Raw genomic sequence first — 20,583 nt, forward strand, 5'->3', positions numbered from 1 at the left:
TAGGCACCGAAAAGTTCTATAGGCACCTTTTAGTTCCTATGAAACAGGAGTGATCATGATGGAGAAAAAGAAATACAATATATCGGTGGAAGCCACCCTTGAAGTAATCGGCGGGAAATGGAAGACAGTGATCCTCTGCCACCTGACCCACGGGAAGAAACGGACGAGCGAGCTGAAACGGCTCATGCCGAATATCACACAGAAAATGCTCACCCAGCAGCTTCGCGAGCTTGAGGAGGACGGTGTCATCAACAGGATTGTATACAATCAGGTGCCTCCCAAAGTCGAATACGAGCTCAGCGACTACGGCAAATCTCTGGAAAGCATCCTTGACGCACTCTGTGCCTGGGGCGAACGCCATATCACCAAAGTCTATGGCGATAAATTTTCCGTTCTGGAAGAAAGTGTACTGAACGATAAATTGAAATAGAAATGCGGAGGGCGCTCGCTCAATAGAGGAACGCGGACTAAATACGCCACGTCCTGTGGCAACGTCCGCATGACCCGCATCCTGCGGGCCTCAAGCTTAAGACAAACAGAGCGAAAGGTTTGATCTTTAACCTTTTGATCTGTTTGGCTTAAGACCTCGAGGGGCTAGCGCCCGGAGCTGGACAAGCAGAAATGCGGAAGCGGCTTGCCCAGAATTTAGGAACGCAGGTAATGACACCTTGTCCCCCTCCCGGCCTGCACCTCCGCGGGCTTTCTTTTTTATTGTGCCTTTTTATAAATTCTTCTATTTTACATGTTGACTCTCACGCTGCGTAATACTTTAAAGTAATGGTTGAAGGGAGGCCGGAACAATGGCCATGAAAGTGAAAGAAGCCGCCGATCTGGCCGGCATCAGTGTGCGCACACTGCATCATTATGATGAAATCGGGCTCCTCGTCCCTGATGAGCTCTCGGAGGCAGGCTACCGGCTGTACTCAGATGAAAACCTGCAAACCCTGCAGCAGATCCTCTTTTTCAAAGAGCTCGGCTTCCCTTTGAAGAAAATCAAAGATATTATCAGCAGCCCTTCGTTTGACCAGCAGAAGGCCTTCGAGCTGCACCGGGAAATGCTGCTCGAAAAGCGCAGCCGCCTGGATAAGATGATTGCATCGCTGGATAAAACGATCAGGCATGCAAAAGGAGAGATACACATGTCAAATAAAGAAAGATTTGAAGGCTTTGACTTCGGTTCCAATCCCTATGAGCAGGAAGCCCGTGAACGCTGGGGGGATGAAGCTGTAGATGCCTCAAATAAAAAGATTTCCAACATGACAAAAGAAGAGCAGCAAAAAATGGGGGATTCCATGAACGGGATTTACCGGAGCCTCGCGGAAGTGCGGCATATGGCCCCTGACTCTGATGAAGCCCAAGAGGCAATAGGAGAATGGTTTAAATTCCTGAACAAAATAGGCAGCTATTCACTGGATGCCTTCAAGGGGCTCGGGCAGCTGTATGTCGATGATGAGCGCTTCACCAAAAATATTGATCAATTCGGGGAAGGCCTCGCTATCTTCATGCGTGACACGATGGCCGTATATGCAGACAAAAATAAATAAAGAGAAAACCCAAGCCCTTCTGCGGCTTGGGTTTTCCTTATTGTAAACTTTTAATGAACTCCTTAAATACTTCCCCTGTTACAGGCCTGCTGAAGTAATATCCCTGGCCAACCGGGCAATTGTTTTCCAGCAGGAACTCTGCTTGTTCTTTATGTTCAATGCCTTCAGCGACTACACTGAAATTCAAATTTAAGCCCATATCGATTATGGCCTTCACAAGCGATCCATTTTGGGCAGGATCCAGTATATCGTCTACAAACGACTTATCAATCTTGATGGTGTCGATCGGCAGGTGCTTCAAATAGCTTAATGAGGAATATCCTTTTCCGAAATCATCAATGGATAGCCTGATGCCTATCTTTTTTAATTCATTCAGGGCAATGGTCGCCTTTTCGATGTTCTGCATGATGCTTTCTGTAATCTCCAATTCAAGGCAGCCAGGCTCAATATCGCAGGAAGACAGAACAGATTTTACATACATGATGAATTCAGGATCCTCCAGCTGCCGGACTGATATATTGACTGCTATCGGAACCGATCCGGCTCCCTCCGATTTCCAGCGCTTATGCTGTTCACATGCTGTCCGCAGAATCCATTTTCCCATCGGCACAATCAGACCGGTCTCTTCTGCCAGCGGTATGAATTCCCCGGGAGGAACAAGCCCTCCATCTGGACGCTGCCAGCGCACGAGCGCCTCCGTCCCTTTCAGCTTCCCTGTCTTCAGATCTATCTGCGGCTGGTAATGAAGCAGAAGCTCTCCGCGGTCAAGCGCTTTGCGCAGTCCATTCTCCAAAGCCATTTTCCGGGAGGCCAGCCCCTCAAGGGAAGAGGTGTAAAATTGAAAATTATTCTTTCCTCTTTCCTTGGCCAGATACATGGCTGTATCTGCATGCTTGATCAGCGTTTCCTGATCAGTCCCATGCTCAGGATACAGGCTGATGCCGATACTTGGTGTAATATAAAACTCTTCTCCTTCCAGGATGAAAGGCTTGTTGAACTGCTCGAGGATTGCCCGTGCCGCACCTTCTATCTGCTGCTTTTCTTTTTCTTCAAAAAGGATGATGAATTCATCGCCGCCCTGCCTGGCTACAAGCCCGAGGCTTCCTACAGTATCCTCCAAACGGATCCCTGCCTTTTTAAGGAGCAGATCGCCGGTAGAATGGCCTTTTGTGTCATTGATAATTTTAAAGCGGTCCAAGTCTAGGAATAAAACCGCCGCTTTCTCTTTTCCGCTGTTCAAAATGCCCTGCAGCCGCTTCATGATTTCATTCCGGTTTGGCAGGCCTGTCAATGTGTCATAAAACGCCATATACTCCATGGTCTTTTCAGACTTTTTCCGTTCCGTAATATCCCGGCCAATCACCTGTACAGCTTCTCTGCCGCCGTACCGGATCGGCATGGAGGATACTTCCACATCAACAAGGACGCCATCAAGCCTTTTCGCCTGTACCTCAAAGCGCCTCTTCCCAGCCAGGTCGCTGTCTGCTGCCAGCAGCGTATTATAAATTTCAGAGGTTGCCTCTTTATTGACAAAGTTAATAATAGGCTTCCCAAGAAGCTGTTCTTTACTGGAAGCGCCGATCAGCCTGCATCCTGCTTCATTGATATATACAATGACATTCCCGGAAATAACACCGATAAAGTCAGGAGACAGCTCAACAAGGCCCCGGTACCGGTCTTCACTTTCTTGTCTATCTGTTATATCAAACAGGACGCTCGAAAATTCAATCAGCCTGCCTTTTTTATCAAGGACGGGGATTCCTCTATCCTGTATCCACCGGATTCCCCCTTCAGGGCGGATGATTCGGTATATGCTTACGACCGGTTCTCCCTGTTTGACTTTTTGTTCCCGTTCATTCAGGACAGACACATCATTCGGATGGATCACTTTTCTCCACAAATCCGGATCCCTATAAAACGATTCCCGAGGAAAGCCATACAGCTTTTCAATTCCTGAGGTAATCATCAGCCTGCCGCTCTTCATATTATGATGCCATATGGCGACGTCCAGGGTATCAAAGATATTGTTAAGCCTTTGATTGCTTTTTCTCAGTTCGGCTGTTGTTTTCTGGATGCCTTTTTGGATAAAAACGAGGAACAATACAATCAGGAGCCCTACGCTGATCACTGTATGGATCAATTCGAACACCCACAAGTTCCGGGGAGGAAAATAATAGGCAAGAGCTGTTTTAATAGCCTCATCCACTAAAAATATGAAACATAATATAATAATCCATACCAGTATGGTATAATTCCTGGCGAAAAATCTCATTTATGGCAAGCTCCTATGTATATGCTTTTAAAAGGAAATATCCGTTATTTCCACTATTATCCCATAAATAACGGGTAAACAAAAAAAAAATCGGGCTCATTTCCAAATTGAAAAGATGGGCCCGATCTCGGAAATATAAATATATTCTTTCCTCTATTCATCCTGTTTTATAACACCGCTTCCCAGTTTTCTGATGTAAGGGCCTGAAAACGCTCTTCATCTTTATTATCCAAAGCTTTGTCTATTTCATCATATCGTTTGGCTTCAAGCCACTCGCCCTGCACTTTTCCAATGACTTCGTTCACTGCATCTGTATATTCTGTTGTTTCCTGAGACAGAATCTTTCTTGTCTTCCAGCTGTCTTTATCCGCTAGGTCATGGATGGATGATAAATACTGATCCTGGTTGAATTGGTTCGGTTTGTACTCGGAATTCATATCGTTCCTGCCTCCTGTTTTTATAAGATATTATCATTCAATTGTGTTAGTACTTATTTATTACCCGAATTTCCTAAAAAATAACGGGTCAATCGGTCATATGTCTTTATTTCACTTAAAAAGCCTGTATCATCAACCTATTTTCAAATTTTATTAAAGCGATTATTTCGTTTATTATAAAGAGGATGCACTGTTAAAAGGAGATAATATGATCAGAACGATTGCGGTTACTAAGAATCATGAAATTAAGAGCAATTGGGATATCACCAGGCTGCTCGAAGAGGATATTCTCTGGTATTGGGCGGATTTCAGCAATCCTTCCGATGCAGAAATCGAACTGCTGAGAAAACCGCTGAATTTCCATCCTCTGGCCATCGAGGACTGTATCCATGTGCTTCAGCGCCCAAAGCTCGACTATTATGAAGACTATGCATTTTTTGTTACGCATAGTGTCAATCCGGATACGATTGACCGTGAAGAAGTTAACTTTTTCCTCGGGAAGAATTATGTGATTACTTTCCATCACCATCCCTCCACTGAAATAGAAGATGTCAGGGAAAGGCTCAGGCTGTCCAACTCGCCTGATAAATGGGAGCCGCTCTTGGTTCTATACCATATTCTTGATAAAATTGTGGACAACTACTTTCCGCTCGTCTACCAGCTGGAGGACACGCTGAATGATATTGACGAAAATTCAAAGGACAGGCCGATGGAGCTTCTGCTTGAGGATCTCTTTGATGCCAGGCACGATCTTCTGGCCCTGAGGCACACTGTCGCCCCGATGAGGGATTTAATCTACAGGATGCTGAACTCCCAGCGGCTCGCTGGCTTTCAGGAAAAAATCAAATATTTTTCCGATATCCATGATCATCTCCTGAAGCTTGCCGAGATGATTGAAGAGAATAGGGAGCTGACTACCGATATCAGGGACAGCTATTTATCATTGAATGCCCATCAGACAAACAGGGTCATGAAGGTGCTGACGGTCATTACAACCATATTCATGCCACTCACCTTCATCGCAGGGATATACGGGATGAATTTTGAGCACATGCCAGAGCTGGAATGGGACAGCGGCTATTTTGCCACCCTGCTGGTCATGCTCACTATCGGGCTTGCCATGTTTGCCTGGTTCAAGAAAAAAGGCTGGTTCAAGTAGAAAATAAAGATCGGAGGATCACTTATGTTTAAAACGATACCACCCGGCGAATTTTTCACCTTTGCCGATGAAAATGACTATGCGGCTAAATTAAGGGAGTGGGGATTGATTACGGCCTCCGCCAAAAATGCTAAACAGGAATTTTCTTATAAACGCGGTGCTTCCGCTTATACTGTCATCATAAAAGGATTTTTGCAGACAGGCACTCATGAAACTGCTGTAGTGGCGTTTTCCAATGACGCCCTTCACTGCGTCCATCCTGCATACTTAAAAGAAATGCAGAGCTCTTCCTTTGGCAAAGGCAGTGCCCTTGAAACGGGAGATTCCCCGCAGGATACCGGGCTTCCGGAAGCAGGAGAGCCGGTGAAGGCCCAAGCAAAGGCAGGGGATGACAAAAAACCGGCAGAGAAGAAAAAGAGAAAAGCTCCTGCCCTTGACCTACCGTCTGAAAAGGTTCCATTCGAGGCGGCCATTAAAGAATTCACCACAAAATATAACCATTTTAACGAGACCGATGAAGAAATCATCGTCTTTGAGCAGGTGCAGATTACAGGAGAAAGCCCGCTCGAAGTTGGCGAAGCCTGGTGCAGCTACAGCAAAACACTGAAAAAGGCAGAGCTCACTGAAGGGAACAGGCTGACCTTCGAAGCCAAAATCGTCGACCGGAAGCTGAATAAGGATGTGCGCTATAAGATCAATAATCCTTCCAAGATTAAGAAGCAGGAGGATTAAGGACGGCAGCTGTTTCAGTGACGATTGACAGATAAAGAGGACAGAAGAAACCTTCTGTCCTTCCTTTAATTTTTACGTAGATATACATTAAACACTGTTGGTATGAAAATGGATAAACATACAATGCCTTGCCTGTTTCCTTGCCCAAAAATTTTTGGAAAACCTGCTAATTGGAGTGCAAGGCACGGAGGCTCAACTTCGCCCCGCGGAAAGCGAAGTGCCTGGAACGGAAATTAGCAGCCCCATCCTGATAGCTATCCTTATACCCCAGAATAAAATAGTTCTGTATGATACTGCCGGAAAACAGCAATGTTTGTGTAGTAATGGATAAACATAGAGTCCTTGCCTGTTTCCTTGCCCAAAAATTTTTGGAAAACCTGCTAATTGGAGTGCAAGGCACGCAGACTCCTGCGGGATTGCAGCGGAAATGTTGAGACCCCACAGCGCGCAGCGCGAGGAGGCTCAACTTCGCCCCGCGGAAAGCGAAGTGCCTGGAACGGAAATTAGCAGCCCCATCCGAAAATCCATCCTATTCTCGTAGTACCCAGCAAAAGTATTTACTACGTCGGTAAATTCATCGGTAATTATTTATTGCATAGTATTTATATATCTTTGTATTCAGTCTCTCAATTTTCCAGCGCTGACCTACCGTTTCCTCCAGCAAAGATAGGGAAAACATCTAATATCAATTCTAATAGGAGGATTTTCAATGTATAAAAAAAGACTGATGCTTCCAGTTTCACTTGCCTTTGCCATATCTGCAGCAGGCTGTTCGGGGACGGATGACGCGGGTTCTCCTGCTCCGGAAGATTCCCAGCAGGAACAGACTCCTGTACCTGATGATCAGAATGCAGAAACCGGTACAGAAGAAAATGAAGCCGAAGCAGATGGGACAGAAGAAAACAGCACAGAGGAAGATAACAGCCAGTCTGGCAGCACCCAGACAACCGATGACGTCATCGGGAGTGTGAAAGAGCAGCTGAAGATGGAGAATGCTATCCTGCCCGCTTCATTCCCTCTGAAGGAAGGCACCCATCTTTCAGCCTCAATCGAGGAGGATAAGACAGATTCCTATCAGGTCACCTTCTATCAGACGAATGAAATGGTGCCTGTCAACGACCCTTCATTAACACCTGATGGAAGCGCCCCTGTTGTCGCTGTCTTTAAGGCACATAACAAAACGGCAGCATACAATGAGCAGGAATTGTTCCCGCCGATGTCACTCGACGATATACCGGCAGAAATGGCCATTGATCTCGGTCATGGCATCAAGGGTATGGGAGAAGGAGCGGCAGGCCATAAATATTTAAACTGGAAAGAAGGCAACTGGATTCTCCAGATCAGCTCAGTCTCAGAAGATCAAATGGATGATCAGGCAATTGCACGCCAGATGGTTGATTATCTTGAATCCCATTACCTCCCTGCACCACACGATGATGGGCACATCAAGGTTCATTACAGGCAGGGCGGCAATGAGGTCGAAAATGATATTTACTGGGAAGATGGAGAAAGAATCTACGAGCTTCAAACAAAGAAGGTACCGCTTGAAGCTCTGGAAATGGCTGTTAGTATAAAATAAAGCAAAACAGGCCGGAGTCTATTCTTCCGGCCTGTTTTATGGTGCGGCAAGCTCAACCTTTATCCGGTCCGGATCCTCGAAAAATACAGCATAATGACCCTCTCCGCCGGCATATGGATATCTGTCCTCATAAAGGAGGCTGACCCCCTTCTTTTTTAGCTGTTCTGCCATCCGGTCGACCTGGATGCGGGAATCAGCATGAAAGGCAATATGATTGAGGCCCGTTCCCGAGCGGTGATAAGGGAAATGAATATATTTTTCCTCTGTCTGCACAAATACGATGTAGGCTTCATCCAGCCTCCAGCTCCGCCCCTTTTCCCATTCCTGAAAAGATTCATAGCCAAGCTCTTCTAAAAACCAGCCCCAGAATTCAATGGTTTTCTGCAAATCAGATACGTTAATTTCAATATGATGGATATGTCCAGGCATAATCCTGCCCCCCTTTCGAATCTATACATTCCATTCTACCAAAGGCCCCCTTTGAGTGAACGCTCTTATATGCAGGCACCACCTTTGAATGCCCCGGGAAAGTGAATTATACTGATGGCAGCAGGATGTGGAGGCACAGCCTGAATTTTTCATAAGAAGAGAGGAAGATCTTAATGGATAAATGGAATGGATTCATCCAAGGCTGGCTCGGCCACAGGAATGCACTGATCGAACTGCTCGGCACATTTGAAGAAGGGCAGCAGGATTTCAAAGCATGGGAGCAGGGGATGTCTGTTTCTGAGCTGACAGCACATATAACAGGCTCTATGGAGATGTTCGTGCAGACAGTGAAGAAAGGCGAATTTACGCCGCCGCCTGAGTATCCGGCCATTGAAACATTGGAGCAGCTAAAAGCACTTGTCCAGGAGGAAACTTCAAAAACAAAATCAGCACTTGAAGAACTGACCCAGGACCAGCTGGGCAAAACAATCGATTTCTATGGCATGACCATGCCCGGGATCGTACTCCTTGAGAATGCCAAAGACCATGAAATCCATCATAAAGGACAGCTGTTTACATACGCCCGCCTCGCAGGCATCGAGAAACTGCCTTTCTTTGTGAGCAGATAAATAAGAAAAAAGCAGGCTCCCCAACAAGGAAAGCCTGCTTTTCTAATTATTCTCCTAAATCCACGTTGTGGTATACACGCTGGACATCTTCCAGATCCTCAAGGGCGTCGACCAGTTTTTCGAACTGGGCAAGGTCTTCCTCTGATAAGGAAAGCTCATTCTGGGCAAGCATCGTTTGCTCTGCCACTGTAAACTCATCAACCCCGGCAGCCTTTAAAGCTTCCTGAACGGCATGGAATTGATCTGGCTCGGCATAAACGATGACTGTATCCTCTTCTTCAAGGATATCACGTGCATCAACATCTGCTTCCATCAGGATTTCCAGCACTTCATCAGCTGATTTGCCTTCAAGACCGAAAACAGCCGTTGCATCAAACATATAGGATACAGAGCCGCTGACGCCCATGTTTCCGCCATTTTTTCCGAATGCCGCGCGGACATTGGATGCGGTCCTGTTCACATTATTGGTGAGAGCATCCACGATGACCATGGAACCGCTCGGCCCAAAGCCTTCATAGCGGAGGTTGTCATAGCTCTCTTCTCCGCCGCCCTTTGCTTTATCAATCGCACGGTCGATGATGACTCTTGGCACATTATAGGTTTTGGCACGCTCGAGCACAAATTTAAGAGCCTGATTGGATTCCGGATCCGGCTCCCCCTGCTTTGCCGCTACATATATTTCCAATGCAAATTTAGAGTACACACGGCTTGTATTTGCATCCTTGGATGCCTTTTTTTCTTTGATATTATTCCATTTACGGCCCATCTGTTCCACTCTCTTTCACTTATATCTGATCTATGGCTGCATGGAAAAACCTTTCCATGCCTGCAGAAAATAGTAAGTCTCATCCACTATTATACATGAAACAGGGCAGCTATTTCGAGTTAAATGAATATGCGGAAACCCAAACCCCGGCTTTATATTGATGCGCTTCAAGCTATGCTGAAAAGAGACTTCTGATGAAGGGGCAGCAGCCTGACCCTTTTTAAGCCAGGCGATTTTCAGTCAGCATGAGTTCTTATGTACTCAGCAGCTTCACCTGGATCGCTCGTTCCCAGGACAGGCTTTTCAAAGCTAAACACAATAAAATACGGGGCCTGCCGGACTTCCAGGTCAGTATATATTCGTTGAACTGTATCCAGATTTCTATATTCCACACGGTTGGCGCCAGCTTGATAAACATCCTCAGTAACGCCCAGGTCTGACTGGTCATTTTCCCTTATAGCCAGGACAGTATATTCACCAGCTTCTTCAGCCAGCAGTTCCTGGTATGACGATTCCTCTTCAACGTCCAGGCTCACTGTATATTCTGCCTGGCCTTTGCCTTCCCATTTTGCCTTTATTCTCATCGTGATGGGGCCGGGCTTGTTGGATAACGTATATGTGCCTGTATACACCGGCTTCTTGCGGTCAGTTCCATAAATCGTGTCCAGTGCAGTGGATTCAGGCTCGTCCTTTGTCCCAAATTGTACCGTTATTTCAGAACGGGGTTTTACTTCAGTTACAGAAGCTGCATTCGCCCTTTTCACTGCCTGTGTCTCACCATGCCAGGTATAGCCCCGCAGATCGGCATCTACTTTCTCCCCGTCAACCATGACCACCGGATTTGGAGGTCGCTTCTCATTTGAGATTTTAACAGCGTCCATCAGCAGCATAATGGCCAGGGCTGCAAGAATTCCTATCCCTATTACCAGCTTCTTCTTTTTCAGCACGAAACACACCTCTTAATCTATTATTGTTCTATTTAATAGTTTACCATATTAAGGAATTTGTTATCAGGTGAGTTTCTATCATAAGTTTTCCTTTTTAAATTATTTTCCCAATGTATAAGGAACCAGAATTTCCCTCACCTTATTGACAAAGCTTTTGCCTGCTCCCCAATCAAAGCTGATCAGACTTTCCGCACTTCCCGCAGAAATGCATCTCACTTTGTTGTCTCCTCTTACATTTTCCATGATGACCGTCAGCGACGCTCTTCCACCCGTGCGGAAATAAAATCTCTCAAACACAAGGACACAGAACTCAATTCCTTCGGCAGGCGTATGGTACTCTTCGTGGATTTTATCTGTGTTCAATGATTCCGATTCCAGCAGTTTGATAGCACATTCAAAAGGGGTTATAGAAGTTTTCAAATCCGATAAATGATTCATAGTGTCTCCTCCTGTCTGTCTGTATTACGGATTGGAGCATGAAAAGGTTCCAGCCATTGGAAAAAGGGACCGTTTAGTCCCCTGGTTTTCCCCTTCTATAGTAACCCGGCTCAGCTTTCAAATTCCTTTATATACCCGATTTCTTCCACTATTTGCTGCCCTTGCTCACCCTGCATCCATTCCAGGAACGGAGAGATGTTTTTGTTGGGATTGGATTTGAGAGTTATGGCGTACAGGGAAGCAGTAAATGGATATGTTCCAGAGGCAATGTTCTCCGGGCTTGGGTCCACGCCATCTATCGCTAAAAGCCTGATGTCCGTGCTTCGGTTCATTCCTGTGGCGAAGAAGCGAAAGGAAAATCCGAGTGAATTGTCATAGTTCCGGTAATCCGCAACCTGCTCAATTATACCGCCCATTCCCTCAGGGACCTCTTCCTTCAACGGTTCCATGATTGGTGTATCACCCATGATTTTTTCCAGGAGCGTCTGGCTCCCTGAATTTTTTGGCCGCTGAAACGCAATGATTTTGCCGCTGCTGCCGCCAACCTCCGACCAGTTTTTTATCTTTCCTGAATAAATGTCTTTTACCTGTTCAACAGTAAGGCTTTTAATGCTGTTTTCCGGGTTGGCGAAGAATACGAATGCCTCTTTTCCAATGGGGGTCATTACCAGTTCCTTCCCTGCATCTTCGGCCATTTTCCGCTGCTCAGCGGAGGGCTCAGCACCGAAGTAAATATCCGCCTCTCCTGACAGAAGGCGTTCATAAGCGTAGATGGTATTGGTGAAGCTGACCACTTCCTTTTCAAGGGAAACTTCCCGTACATTTTTATAAACGGCATTCGCAAAGGCTGAATATACAGGGAATGCCGCTTCTGCTCCATCCAGCACAGGCATGGAATCAGCATCCGAAATTGAAAAATCAGCTCCTCCCTCAAGTTTCGGAAGCCGGTTGTTCGTATTGGTTATATCATAGGGTGTCAGATCTGTGCTTGAGTAGCCGCCGCCATAATCGAAACCATAAGAAGGGAGGACGGTTCTGCTCCGCTCCCAATGGATGAAGGCTCCGCTGCCTATCGAGAGCGCAAATACTAAAGATAGAATGATAGCCTTCTTTTTGGGAATCATCCGAATGGCATTCTTCCTCTTAATCATTGAAACTGCAATAGGCACCAGGAACGCCAGCTCAAATGCCATCGGAGCCCATAAGAAAGTCCGCCCTTCGCCCATGAGGGAAGAGAAGATGAAGATCGGGGCAAAGGGAATATGGAGGATACCATAAAACAGCCAGGATTCGTGGCCGGAAAACCCTCCTGTCAGTATCATAAAAACCGCCCAGATGACTGCTGTATATACCAGCGGTCCACAGGCAAGAAGCCAATCGTTCTCGTTTAGCTTCCTGCTTTTAAATGTACCAATCAGCACTCCGCCTGCCGCCAGCACAATAATCTGCAGGAGAAAGGCATAGTCCGGCCAGGCCCCCAGGAAAAGGAAAGACAGCATAGATAGAAGGAACGGGGCAATCCCAAAATACAGAATCCATTTACCAGGCATTCCAGCACTTCCTTTACTTTGTAATTAGTGTAATTTTACACTTTTGACTAAATATTTACAATAACAAATAAAGATGAACAGCAAAAAAACTCAGCTTTATGCTGAGCTTCTTTGCTTAAATCGGTTTAGTTTAACCTTTTAAAATCGAGAGGGATCATCTATGCCAGACCGGCTGCCGCCACCTGAATAAAAGTTGATCAAACAGCCTGTTTTTATTTTGCAAGCTCATAAATAGCCCTTGCATAGATGGCTGCCGCCTTCACCAGATCATCCACTTCAATGTATTCGTCTTTCTGGTGGGCAGTCATCTCTTTCCCAGGGAAGCAGGCGCCAAAAGCGACCCCTTTTTTCATGAACCTGGCGTATGTGGCTCCGCCTGTTGACAAAAGGACCGGCTCTTTTCCTGTCTCTTCCTGGTATGCCTTTTGAAGGGCTTCAATCACAGGGTGCCCCGGGGCCACGTAATGGGGCTGCGACTCTCTGTAATCTTCAAGGTTAAACCCCTGAGACTCAGCCGCTTCCTCCAGCCTGTTTTTCAAATCTTCATAAACAGAGGAAACCGGACAGCGGATATTCAGCTGCACAAAGCTTTCACCAGCCTGATCAAAGGAGATGATGCCCGGATTGACTGTCAGCGGACCGGATACTTCATCTTTGTATGAAATGCCAAGCCTGTGGCCGTAAAAATCCCCATGGAGAAGCTTTAAGAAAGAAAGGAATTCCGCCCCGGTGTGCTGTACTTCCAAATCTGCCAGGAAAACGGCAAGCAGGGTCCCGGCATTCACACCTTTGAAAGGCTCCATCCCATGGGCTGCAGTTCCATGCAGATTGAAAGTAGCAACATCATCAGTTATAGCAACATCTCCGCGGACGCCGTTTACATCACAGAAAAGGATAAAGTCTTTTTCCAGCTGTCCTGCATCAGGACCGGCCACACTGGCAGAAGCACTTTCAGGCACCATATTAATGCGGCTGCCCGATTGGAAGGACAGCAGTGACAAGACCCTCTCCTGCCCCGGTTCTTTCCTGCCCGTCCCAATTGCCAATTTCACATTCATCTGGCCTTTTTCAGCATTGATGATCGGAAAAACCGCATCAGGAGCAAAGCCTTCCTCCGGCATAAGCTCTGCTTCTGCATAATGGCGCATGCAGCTCATCCCGCTTTCCTCATCTGTCCCGAAGATGATCCGGACATTTTTCCTTAGCTCAAGTCCAAGTTCCCTGACCATTTTCAATCCATAAAAAGCGGCAAGTGTCGGACCTTTGTCATCTATGCTTCCACGTGCATACAGTCTGCCGTCCCTTACCTCAGGTTCAAAGGGCGGTGTTGTCCATTCTCCGGGGGCTGGAACGACATCCACATGGCAAAGAATGCCGATTGTTCCCTCCCCGCCGCCTTCCAGCTCGGCATGCCCGGCCATTCCATCCACATTTTTCACTGTAAAGCCTGCTTCTTCGGAAAGCTTCAGCATATACTCCAGCGCTTCGCCGATTTTATCCCCCATCGGCCTTTCTGCAGTTGCCGTGGATAAATCTTTGATGCTGGCAATTTCTAATATCCCAATCAGATCCTTCATCAGATCGTTTTTCCGTACCTCTGCTTCCCTTTGCCAATCAATCATTTTCCCTTGCCTCCCGGTTCTGATAATAAGCGGCGCAAATCAATCCAAAATAGGTGGGCGCTTCGAAAGAGAACAGCCTGCTGTGCCGTTCCTCCTCCGGGACTGCCCCCGCCAGGATCAGTGTCTGCCAGATCCCGTCCGGCTTTGCATTCTCCACGAGCTCCGGATCGAACAAAGCAAGGTCTTCCAGCCTCCCTGACTCTATCAATTCTGCTGTCCGGCGGTCCAATTCCTCCGCAGCCGGATGATAGCCATAAGGCCCTTCGCTGTCATGCGTATGAGACCAGTCGCAGCTGGCGATCAGGCCGACTTTTCTCCCTGATTCCCCTGCTGCTTTTCTGATTGCCCTGCCAAAAGCGATATGCTGCTCATAAGTTATTTCTCTCGAAGGCGTAATGACCACAACCGGCACCTCGGGCATAAAACGAAGCGGTACTATTGCACCCCAATCGAGGGGAAGGCAGGATAGCGGGCCGGCACTTGTTCCGTAATTAATTCCGGCTGCAGGAAGCCCTTTCGCTTCAGCCTCCGCCAAAATAGAGGAAGCAAGCATCAGATCGGTTTTTCTCTCCATCATAAAGGAGGAACCATTTTCAGCCGCTTCCCCCTCAAGCCTTTCAGAAACAGCCACTGCGAATTGTCCATTGATGCGCGTTCCATGGGGAGTGAGCACAATCAGGCTGTCAGGTCGGGCTTTATCCATCAGGGCCCCAAGCCTCCCCATGCTCTTTCTCGTCTTTTCCATGCGCTCCGGCTTTTCCCCTTGCAGTTCAGGTATGATTTCTCCACCATGCGGAGTGATGCAGGCAAATACAAACGGATTCATCCAGCCTCTTCCCTTCGTGTATAATCTAAATTCATTCAGATATTATCCTTCTGAAGTGAACCTTTTTCAGACAGAACCTTACAGCTTCTTTGCACTCATCCCCTTTTCGCATGTATTCTAATAATAAAACTAACCCAGTTGCAATTTTCTGTCTATTAATTTCCTATTTGCCGCTCTCTCCCCTCCTCTGGATGCAATAAGGTTAGCAGCCTGTCCGGACGGGAATAATACAATAGCCCAGCAGGCTCAAAGAAATAGAGGTGATCCGTAAATGCTATTTTTGGATAAGCAGCATGATCCGTGCCGCAATAAAGAGCTGATAGATAAGTTTAGCCCGGGGCTTGATACAAAAACGCTTGCCGAGGAGACAGACAGGCTGTTTAACGAGAGAAGAACCCCTTCCGGCCCGAGCCACAGCGGAAAAACGCCTGATTACGGCAAAGGGTTTTTCAAGAAATTGATTAAAGCGGCAGAAAACCTGATCCTGACCGCAGACCGGAATAATGAAGAGACCGATAGTACGATAGTTGATGAATCCGGCATTGCCTTCCCTCTCTGGAAAAAAAAGCTTGACCAGGAATATACCAGGCTATTCCAGGCCTTAGAAAAAGAGGTTTGTGTTAAAGAATGCGGAGCAGCTGGAGATGGGATAACCGATGATACAGAAGCCTTCAGGCGGGCCATCGGCAGAGGCAAGGCAAAAGTCAGCATTCCGGCCGGCACCTATCTGGTGTCTGGCATTCAGCTCCCTTCATGGACTCTCTTGCAGGGGGAAGGAAAAGGCCTGACAGTCATAAAACTTCTTGACCAGTCTCCTAAGGCGGCAAGGCTGGTGACCAATTCAAATCACTGGAAAGGGAACCATCATATCCTTGTCCGGAACCTGAGCCTGGACTGGAACGTCGAAAGGCTCGGCAATGCAGCTAAAACCAGCACCTGGGGAAACCACTCCAGCTGCCTTACGTATGCAAACGTGATGTATGGATGGGTAAAAAATGTGGAAGCCATCAATCCCGGCCTTCACTGTTTTGATATTTCGTCCACACTCTATAACTACTCAGGAGATGGATACCGCGCACGCGGAGGCAGCCGCTATGTCTGGCTGGACAAGCTGAACGGCTATGGATTTGGAGATGACGGGATCACCACCCATCACAGCGACAATATACTGATCTCCAACTGCCATATGTGCGATCCAAGCGGCCGTACCCACAAAAAAGGCTTCTCCAATTCAAACGGCATTGAAGTGGATGATGGCTCAAGAAATGTCTGGCTCGTCAATAACTCATCCGCACGCTGCTTCGGCGGGGTGGAAATCAAGGCACATCATAATTCTTCAGCAGCCTCTGATGTCCAGATCATCGGCCACCTTTCCGTTAATGATAACCGCTCCTTTAACTTCCGCCACATCGGCCATCATAAAGCCGGCGATCCAGAATCGCAGACCGCCCGCAACATCAGGGCAACAAAGATAGTGAGCATCCACCCGGTGCATACAGACCTTTATGCGGGCTCTGCACCCAGGGGATTGGTCATATCAGCTTATAAAAATGTTGTGATCAACCAATTCACACTGATAGGCGACCCTGAATATGACTATGCCGGCAATCCCATCATTGCCATCCAATACCGAGCGAGGAATGTCGTTCTGAACCGCCTGGCCATTCAGGGCTTTAAACAAGCAGGAGTGGATATTAAAGTGTTCGGCGGAGCTCAGCGGGCTGATCATGTAGAGATCAGCAAAGCCTCCATCCAAGGGTCTGCAAAGCAGGGAATCCAGATTGGCGAAGGCATCCGGCATGTCAGCGTTTCGGAGGTACGGGCAGAAGGAGAGAACGGCAGGTTCGGTCTGGCTGATAACAGTGAACATGCCAGTATTGAAGATGTGCACGCAGAAGGCTACAAAACCCCTGTATCTGTTGGAGGCAAAAAGCACGGGATGGCATAAAGCAGCAAATAAATCTTTCAGGGTTATTATTTTCAGGAACCGCATAAAGCTGAATCCAAAGCCCCTCTCCATCCGTAGAGTAGACAGCGAACAAAAAAGGAGTGGTTTTTATGTGGTTCCTCGCAGGTATACAGGTATTTGTTATTGTGCTTTTTTCTATTCTCGGATGGGCCATCCGCTATAAAAAGAACTACTGGCTCATTTCTGGTTTTGCCGGACGTCCCGCAGCAGAGCAGGAGGAACTCATTCAGAATAAAATGCCCCAGAAAACGGGCGGCCTCCTGCTGGCGACGGCAATTGGGATGCTCATCCTTCTTCCACTTGCCTTTACGGGCTTCACATATGCAATGGAAGTCCAAATTGGCTTTATGCTTCTTTTCCTCCTCGGCGGCAGCATCTATTTGTCCAAGTTCGAAATTCCCCGCAAAAGAAAAAGAATGTATTGGTTCACCAGCATCCTCTCCTTCGTCGTGATTGGATTCATCAGCGGCCTTACCTATCTCGGCTATCAAAAGCCGGATCTCGCAATCACAGAAGATACGTTTGAAATAACAGGCATGTATGGGGATGAATGGCCAATTGAGAGTATTACGAAACTAGAACTGCTTGAGGAAATGCCGGAGGTTACCTGGAAGGAAAACGGCTTTGGCCTGTCAACCCTTGCAAAAGGCCGGTTTACGGTAGAAGGCTATGGAAGCAGCCTTCTCTTTATCCACAAAGAAGCCCCCTATATTTATATTGAAATGGGAAGAAAGCATATCTTCATCAATGGGGAGAACGAAGAACAGACTTTAAAATGGCATGAACAGCTGGCAAACAGTGTCGAGTAAATGCTGCCGGCTTTTTCTCAGAACAATGGCCGCAGGTTCCGGATTCTTCTCCGAACCTGCGGCCATCGCCTTTTCCTTTCCTTATCCAAACTCCTGGACAAGGAACAGCATAGCAAGGAGCCCGAGCACAAATGCATAAGTTGGAATTTTCTCTTCCTTCCTTTCATTGCTGTCCGGGATCAGCTCTTTAAAGATCACGAAAAGCATAGCCCCGGCCGCAAAGCTCAGGCCATATGGAACAAGGCCATCCACCTTTGATGCCAGAAAGTAGCCGATCGTCCCTGTAACAATTTCGACCGCTCCCGTAAGAGCGGCAATCAGGAGGGATTTAATTCATGAGATATTTTCTGAGAGTAAATAAATGGCGACCAGGAACCCCTCGGGGGCATTCTGCAGACCGATAGCCAAAGCAATGATCGTTCCGAGATTATCTTCGCCCGATCCGTAGCTCACCCCCACCGAAAGGCCTTCCGGCAAATTATGAAGCATGATTGCAATGACGATGATAAGCGTTTTTCTGTCGATGCCTGGATTAAAGCGTATGTCGCCGGCATCCAGCTCCGAAACCTTTGAATTCACATAGTTCAGTATAATTGTACCGGCAAGCATCCCTATTGAGAGCACCAGTAAATTAGAGGCCTTAAGTGCCTCAGGGATAAGGCTGAAAGCTGTCGCTGCCATCATGACCCCTGAAGCAAATCCCAGCAGGATGCACTTCATTTTCCCGTTAATTTTATCCAAAAACAGGATTGGAACAGCGCCCAATCCTGTTGCCATTGCAGATAGTATAATGCCAATGAAAGAATTGTCCATTTCAGCCCTTGCCTTTCCTCACCAATGTCCGCTGTCCTTTACTTCCCCCGGGTCGATTACTTCTCACCAGCACCGGAAATGATGGCTGCAGCAATCGATAATCCTTCGGAAATTCCCTTTACATAAGCTTCCTTCTCTTTGCTCCCCTTTTCGATAGCCAGCTTGATCTGTTTATCTTCATAGAGCTTTTTCTCATCTTCCAGAAGTTTGATGATCTGGTCGGTCCCTTTACCGTCCATGCTGCTCAGCTCCATTTCATGTTGGATGTTGGCCATATATTTCCCTGGATTACAGCTATTTTTATTGAATCAGTATGAAGCAATTTTTTCAGGATTTTACCAATCATTACCCGCTTGCCACCCTTTTAAGCATGATTATTTTTGGTATTAATTCCCTTGCCCGCCGGAAAATATTTGGGTTTATGCCCGGGCTGGCCAGGCTAAGTAATGGATATACCAACACCACAGAAGGAGGATGAACAATGGAACATGTTAAGGCACTTCTCATTAAATTTGTGATGATTGCTGTTGTATTGGGCATTATCTTAACCGGCTTTTTTGATGTAAGTCTGACCGATTCCCTGCTCATTAGTGTGGTTCTGACCATTCTGGCTTATATTGCCGGCGACCTGTTAATCTTCCGTACAACAGGAGACCGTTCAGACCAGGGAAAAAGAAATTTGATTGCGACTATTTCAGATGCGGTGCTCGCATTCCTGGTTATCTGGTTCATGGGCAATAACCTTGTTGCCAATGACAGTGACATCATCATCGCTTCTATCATCAGCGCCATCGTCATTGCAGCAGGAGAATGGTTCTTCCATAAATACCTGGACAGCCATGTTTTCGGTGAAAAGCATAGAACAGATGCATATTAATTAAAATAAAGAGTCCCGGGGCCATTTCCCGGGACTTTCTTATGCTGGCCGAGCCTACTTGAATTTAATAGCAGCCGGAGATTTGTCAAGATGATGGAAATACGGCCCGCACAAACCTGTCTCATGTGTTCTGACATAGGTCCAGCGAAACTGCCTGTCCGTTATATACACATCTTCCTCTCCCAGCAGATCGCAGGTTTGAAGGGCAAAGGCATCATCGAGAATCAGAGCCTTGTCGCAATGTTGGTAAAAAAGATAGCAGCCTGCTTTTTCTGCCCAGCTGAATGCCGCATCCGCACTGTCCCCTTCGAGACACTCCGCTTTCTTCCAGCTGAAGAGATGCCAGAGATATCCGCACGCTCCGTCCGAATCGTGCAGGTAGACGCCCGCCTTCTCAGCAGCGCTCAGCCCTCCTGCGAAGCTATATTCCCATTGAAAACGCAAATAGGCGCCCCAAGCCTGAAGCTCAGTCACCCGAATATTTTTATTCAGCAGCTTTTGCACCAAGTCCATCATCTTCGCCGCCTCTCATTCTATCTATCAACAACGGAAGTTCTTTTAAATCATCAATCTTCCACTTCACAGCCGTATTATTCCAGTTTGGATCCCTCTTCCATACAGCTTCCATTCCGCACCTCTTTGAGCCTTCTATATCGTTAACCGGATGGTCTCCGACAAACACACTCTCATATGGAGAAACGCAGAGCCTGTCCATAGCTCTGTGAAAGATTTGCGGATCCGGCTTGCTGATGCCCTCCCGCTCCGAAATCAGGATCACTCCGAAATATTCCTCAACCTGAAGAGCCTGGATACTCGCCATTTGAAAACCCCATCTGCCATTCGAGATAATCCCCATCTTTATCTGCCTGTCTCTCAAATCAGACAATGTTTCAATTAGATGGGGAAACGGAACACAGCTTTGGTGGAAATGATTAAGATAATCCATTAAAAGATCTTCAGCCGCAATCCCTTGGAAAGTGAATTCCGCTTCCATCTGCTGATAGACTTTATCTTTCCAGACATATCCCCGGGCATCCAGTTCTTTGAATCTATTCGTGAACACAGCTTGAGGGATGTGGCTGAGTTTATCGTAATATCTCTGATACTGCTGAATTGAGAATTCTTTTATAGAAGCATCACGGTCCAGCAGGGTCCCATCCAGATCAAAGAAAACAGCTTTCATTA

21 protein-coding genes and 1 pseudogene are annotated in these 20,583 nt (G+C 47.0%); 9 read left to right on the plus strand and 13 right to left on the minus strand.

The window, feature by feature from the left end; genetic code table 11:
* Positions 1–58 precede the first annotated feature (58 nt).
* Both ABU165_RS10510 and ABU165_RS10515 read left to right on the plus strand, forming a co-directional pair.
* The gene (locus tag ABU165_RS10510; RefSeq protein ID WP_022543312.1) at positions 59–430 is read left to right on the plus strand and encodes a winged helix-turn-helix transcriptional regulator; all 372 of its coding nucleotides are present in this window, start codon (positions 59–61) and stop codon (positions 428–430) included.
* Positions 431–800: 370 nt separating this feature from the next.
* Positions 801–1,544: a MerR family transcriptional regulator gene (locus tag ABU165_RS10515; RefSeq protein ID WP_094768073.1), complete on the plus strand. Its 744-nt coding sequence runs from the start codon at positions 801–803 to the stop codon at positions 1,542–1,544.
* 37 nt (positions 1,545–1,581) lie between these two features.
* Here the strand turns inward: ABU165_RS10515 and ABU165_RS10520 are convergent, their stop codons facing one another.
* Together ABU165_RS10520 and ABU165_RS10525 are read right to left on the minus strand one after the other, a co-directional pair.
* Entirely contained in the window at positions 1,582–3,816 is a 2,235-nt protein-coding gene (locus ABU165_RS10520; RefSeq protein WP_318060636.1) for a bifunctional diguanylate cyclase/phosphodiesterase, read from the minus strand.
* Between the two features lie 167 nt (positions 3,817–3,983).
* Positions 3,984–4,253: an IDEAL domain-containing protein gene (locus tag ABU165_RS10525; protein WP_009792359.1), complete on the minus strand. Its 270-nt coding sequence runs from the start codon at positions 4,251–4,253 to the stop codon at positions 3,984–3,986.
* A gap of 208 nt (positions 4,254–4,461) precedes the next feature.
* On the opposite strand from ABU165_RS10525, the gene corA reads away from it, so the two are divergent.
* From corA to ABU165_RS10540, 3 genes are all read left to right on the plus strand, one after another.
* Positions 4,462–5,412, plus strand: coding sequence for a magnesium/cobalt transporter CorA (gene corA / locus ABU165_RS10530; RefSeq protein ID WP_318060637.1), 951 nt, complete (start codon positions 4,462–4,464; stop codon positions 5,410–5,412).
* Between the two features lie 24 nt (positions 5,413–5,436).
* Entirely contained in the window at positions 5,437–6,144 is a 708-nt protein-coding gene (locus ABU165_RS10535; protein ID WP_148950592.1) for a hypothetical protein, read from the plus strand.
* Positions 6,145–6,853: 709 nt separating this feature from the next.
* The gene (locus ABU165_RS10540; protein WP_318060638.1) at positions 6,854–7,723 is read left to right on the plus strand and encodes a hypothetical protein; all 870 of its coding nucleotides are present in this window, start codon (positions 6,854–6,856) and stop codon (positions 7,721–7,723) included.
* 36 nt (positions 7,724–7,759) lie between these two features.
* Here ABU165_RS10540 and ABU165_RS10545 read toward each other — a convergent pair whose 3' ends face one another.
* Positions 7,760–8,155 carry a VOC family protein gene (locus ABU165_RS10545; protein ID WP_094768069.1) on the minus strand — a complete coding sequence of 132 codons (396 nt, stop codon included), beginning with the start codon at positions 8,153–8,155 and terminating at the stop codon, positions 7,760–7,762.
* A gap of 170 nt (positions 8,156–8,325) precedes the next feature.
* On the opposite strand from ABU165_RS10545, the gene ABU165_RS10550 reads away from it, so the two are divergent.
* Positions 8,326–8,781 carry a DinB family protein gene (locus ABU165_RS10550; RefSeq protein WP_009792365.1) on the plus strand — a complete coding sequence of 152 codons (456 nt, stop codon included), beginning with the start codon at positions 8,326–8,328 and terminating at the stop codon, positions 8,779–8,781.
* Positions 8,782–8,827: 46 nt separating this feature from the next.
* Here the strand turns inward: ABU165_RS10550 and ABU165_RS10555 are convergent, their stop codons facing one another.
* The 6 genes from ABU165_RS10555 to ABU165_RS10580 form a co-directional block, all read right to left on the minus strand.
* Complete coding sequence (locus ABU165_RS10555; protein ID WP_009792366.1) at positions 8,828–9,547, minus strand: YebC/PmpR family DNA-binding transcriptional regulator; 720 nt, start codon at positions 9,545–9,547, stop codon at positions 8,828–8,830.
* A 236-nt stretch (positions 9,548–9,783) separates the two neighbouring features.
* Entirely contained in the window at positions 9,784–10,494 is a 711-nt protein-coding gene (locus ABU165_RS10560) for a hypothetical protein (RefSeq protein ID WP_318060639.1), read from the minus strand.
* A gap of 99 nt (positions 10,495–10,593) precedes the next feature.
* Positions 10,594–10,932, minus strand: coding sequence for a DUF6054 family protein (locus tag ABU165_RS10565; protein ID WP_009792368.1), 339 nt, complete (start codon positions 10,930–10,932; stop codon positions 10,594–10,596).
* A gap of 110 nt (positions 10,933–11,042) precedes the next feature.
* Positions 11,043–12,482, minus strand: coding sequence for a PstS family phosphate ABC transporter substrate-binding protein (locus ABU165_RS10570; protein WP_318060640.1), 1,440 nt, complete (start codon positions 12,480–12,482; stop codon positions 11,043–11,045).
* Positions 12,483–12,694: 212 nt separating this feature from the next.
* Positions 12,695–14,104, minus strand: coding sequence for a dipeptidase PepV (gene pepV / locus ABU165_RS10575; RefSeq protein ID WP_318060641.1), 1,410 nt, complete (start codon positions 14,102–14,104; stop codon positions 12,695–12,697).
* The gene (locus ABU165_RS10580) at positions 14,097–14,930 is read right to left on the minus strand and encodes a DODA-type extradiol aromatic ring-opening family dioxygenase (protein ID WP_318060642.1); all 834 of its coding nucleotides are present in this window, start codon (positions 14,928–14,930) and stop codon (positions 14,097–14,099) included. Before ABU165_RS10580 ends, pepV begins: the two co-directional genes overlap by 8 nt.
* Before the next feature lie 271 nt (positions 14,931–15,201).
* Between ABU165_RS10580 and ABU165_RS10585 the strand changes: the two genes are divergently transcribed.
* Positions 15,202–16,878 (plus strand): glycosyl hydrolase family 28-related protein, encoded by a 1,677-nt coding sequence (locus tag ABU165_RS10585; protein ID WP_318060643.1) that lies wholly within the window; start codon positions 15,202–15,204, stop codon positions 16,876–16,878.
* A 110-nt stretch (positions 16,879–16,988) separates the two neighbouring features.
* Complete coding sequence (locus tag ABU165_RS10590; RefSeq protein ID WP_148950598.1) at positions 16,989–17,708, plus strand: DUF3784 domain-containing protein; 720 nt, start codon at positions 16,989–16,991, stop codon at positions 17,706–17,708.
* 81 nt (positions 17,709–17,789) lie between these two features.
* On the opposite strand, the pseudogene ABU165_RS10595 reads toward ABU165_RS10590, so the two are convergent.
* Together ABU165_RS10595 and ABU165_RS10600 are read right to left on the minus strand one after the other, a co-directional pair.
* A pseudogene (locus tag ABU165_RS10595) lies at positions 17,790–18,521 on the minus strand (ZIP family metal transporter).
* A gap of 56 nt (positions 18,522–18,577) precedes the next feature.
* On the minus strand, positions 18,578–18,796 hold the full coding sequence (locus tag ABU165_RS10600; RefSeq protein ID WP_009792375.1) for a hypothetical protein: 219 nt from the start codon (positions 18,794–18,796) through the stop codon (positions 18,578–18,580).
* A gap of 206 nt (positions 18,797–19,002) precedes the next feature.
* On the opposite strand from ABU165_RS10600, the gene ABU165_RS10605 reads away from it, so the two are divergent.
* Positions 19,003–19,398, plus strand: coding sequence for a DUF2512 family protein (locus tag ABU165_RS10605; RefSeq protein ID WP_009792377.1), 396 nt, complete (start codon positions 19,003–19,005; stop codon positions 19,396–19,398).
* Positions 19,399–19,452: 54 nt separating this feature from the next.
* Here the strand turns inward: ABU165_RS10605 and ABU165_RS10610 are convergent, their stop codons facing one another.
* Positions 19,453–19,914, minus strand: a complete 462-nt coding sequence (locus ABU165_RS10610) for a DUF4275 family protein (protein WP_224952159.1) — start codon at positions 19,912–19,914, stop codon at positions 19,453–19,455.
* A complete protein-coding gene (locus ABU165_RS10615) occupies positions 19,883–20,581 on the minus strand; it encodes an HAD family hydrolase (RefSeq protein ID WP_224952157.1) in 699 nt (232 codons plus the stop codon). Before ABU165_RS10615 ends, ABU165_RS10610 begins: the two co-directional genes overlap by 32 nt.
* Positions 20,582–20,583 lie beyond the last annotated feature (2 nt).

This window comes from Cytobacillus sp. T106 (genome assembly GCF_040492155.1).
GTDB classification, from domain to species: Bacteria; Bacillota; Bacilli; order Bacillales; family Cytobacillaceae; genus Bacillus_AB; species Bacillus_AB infantis.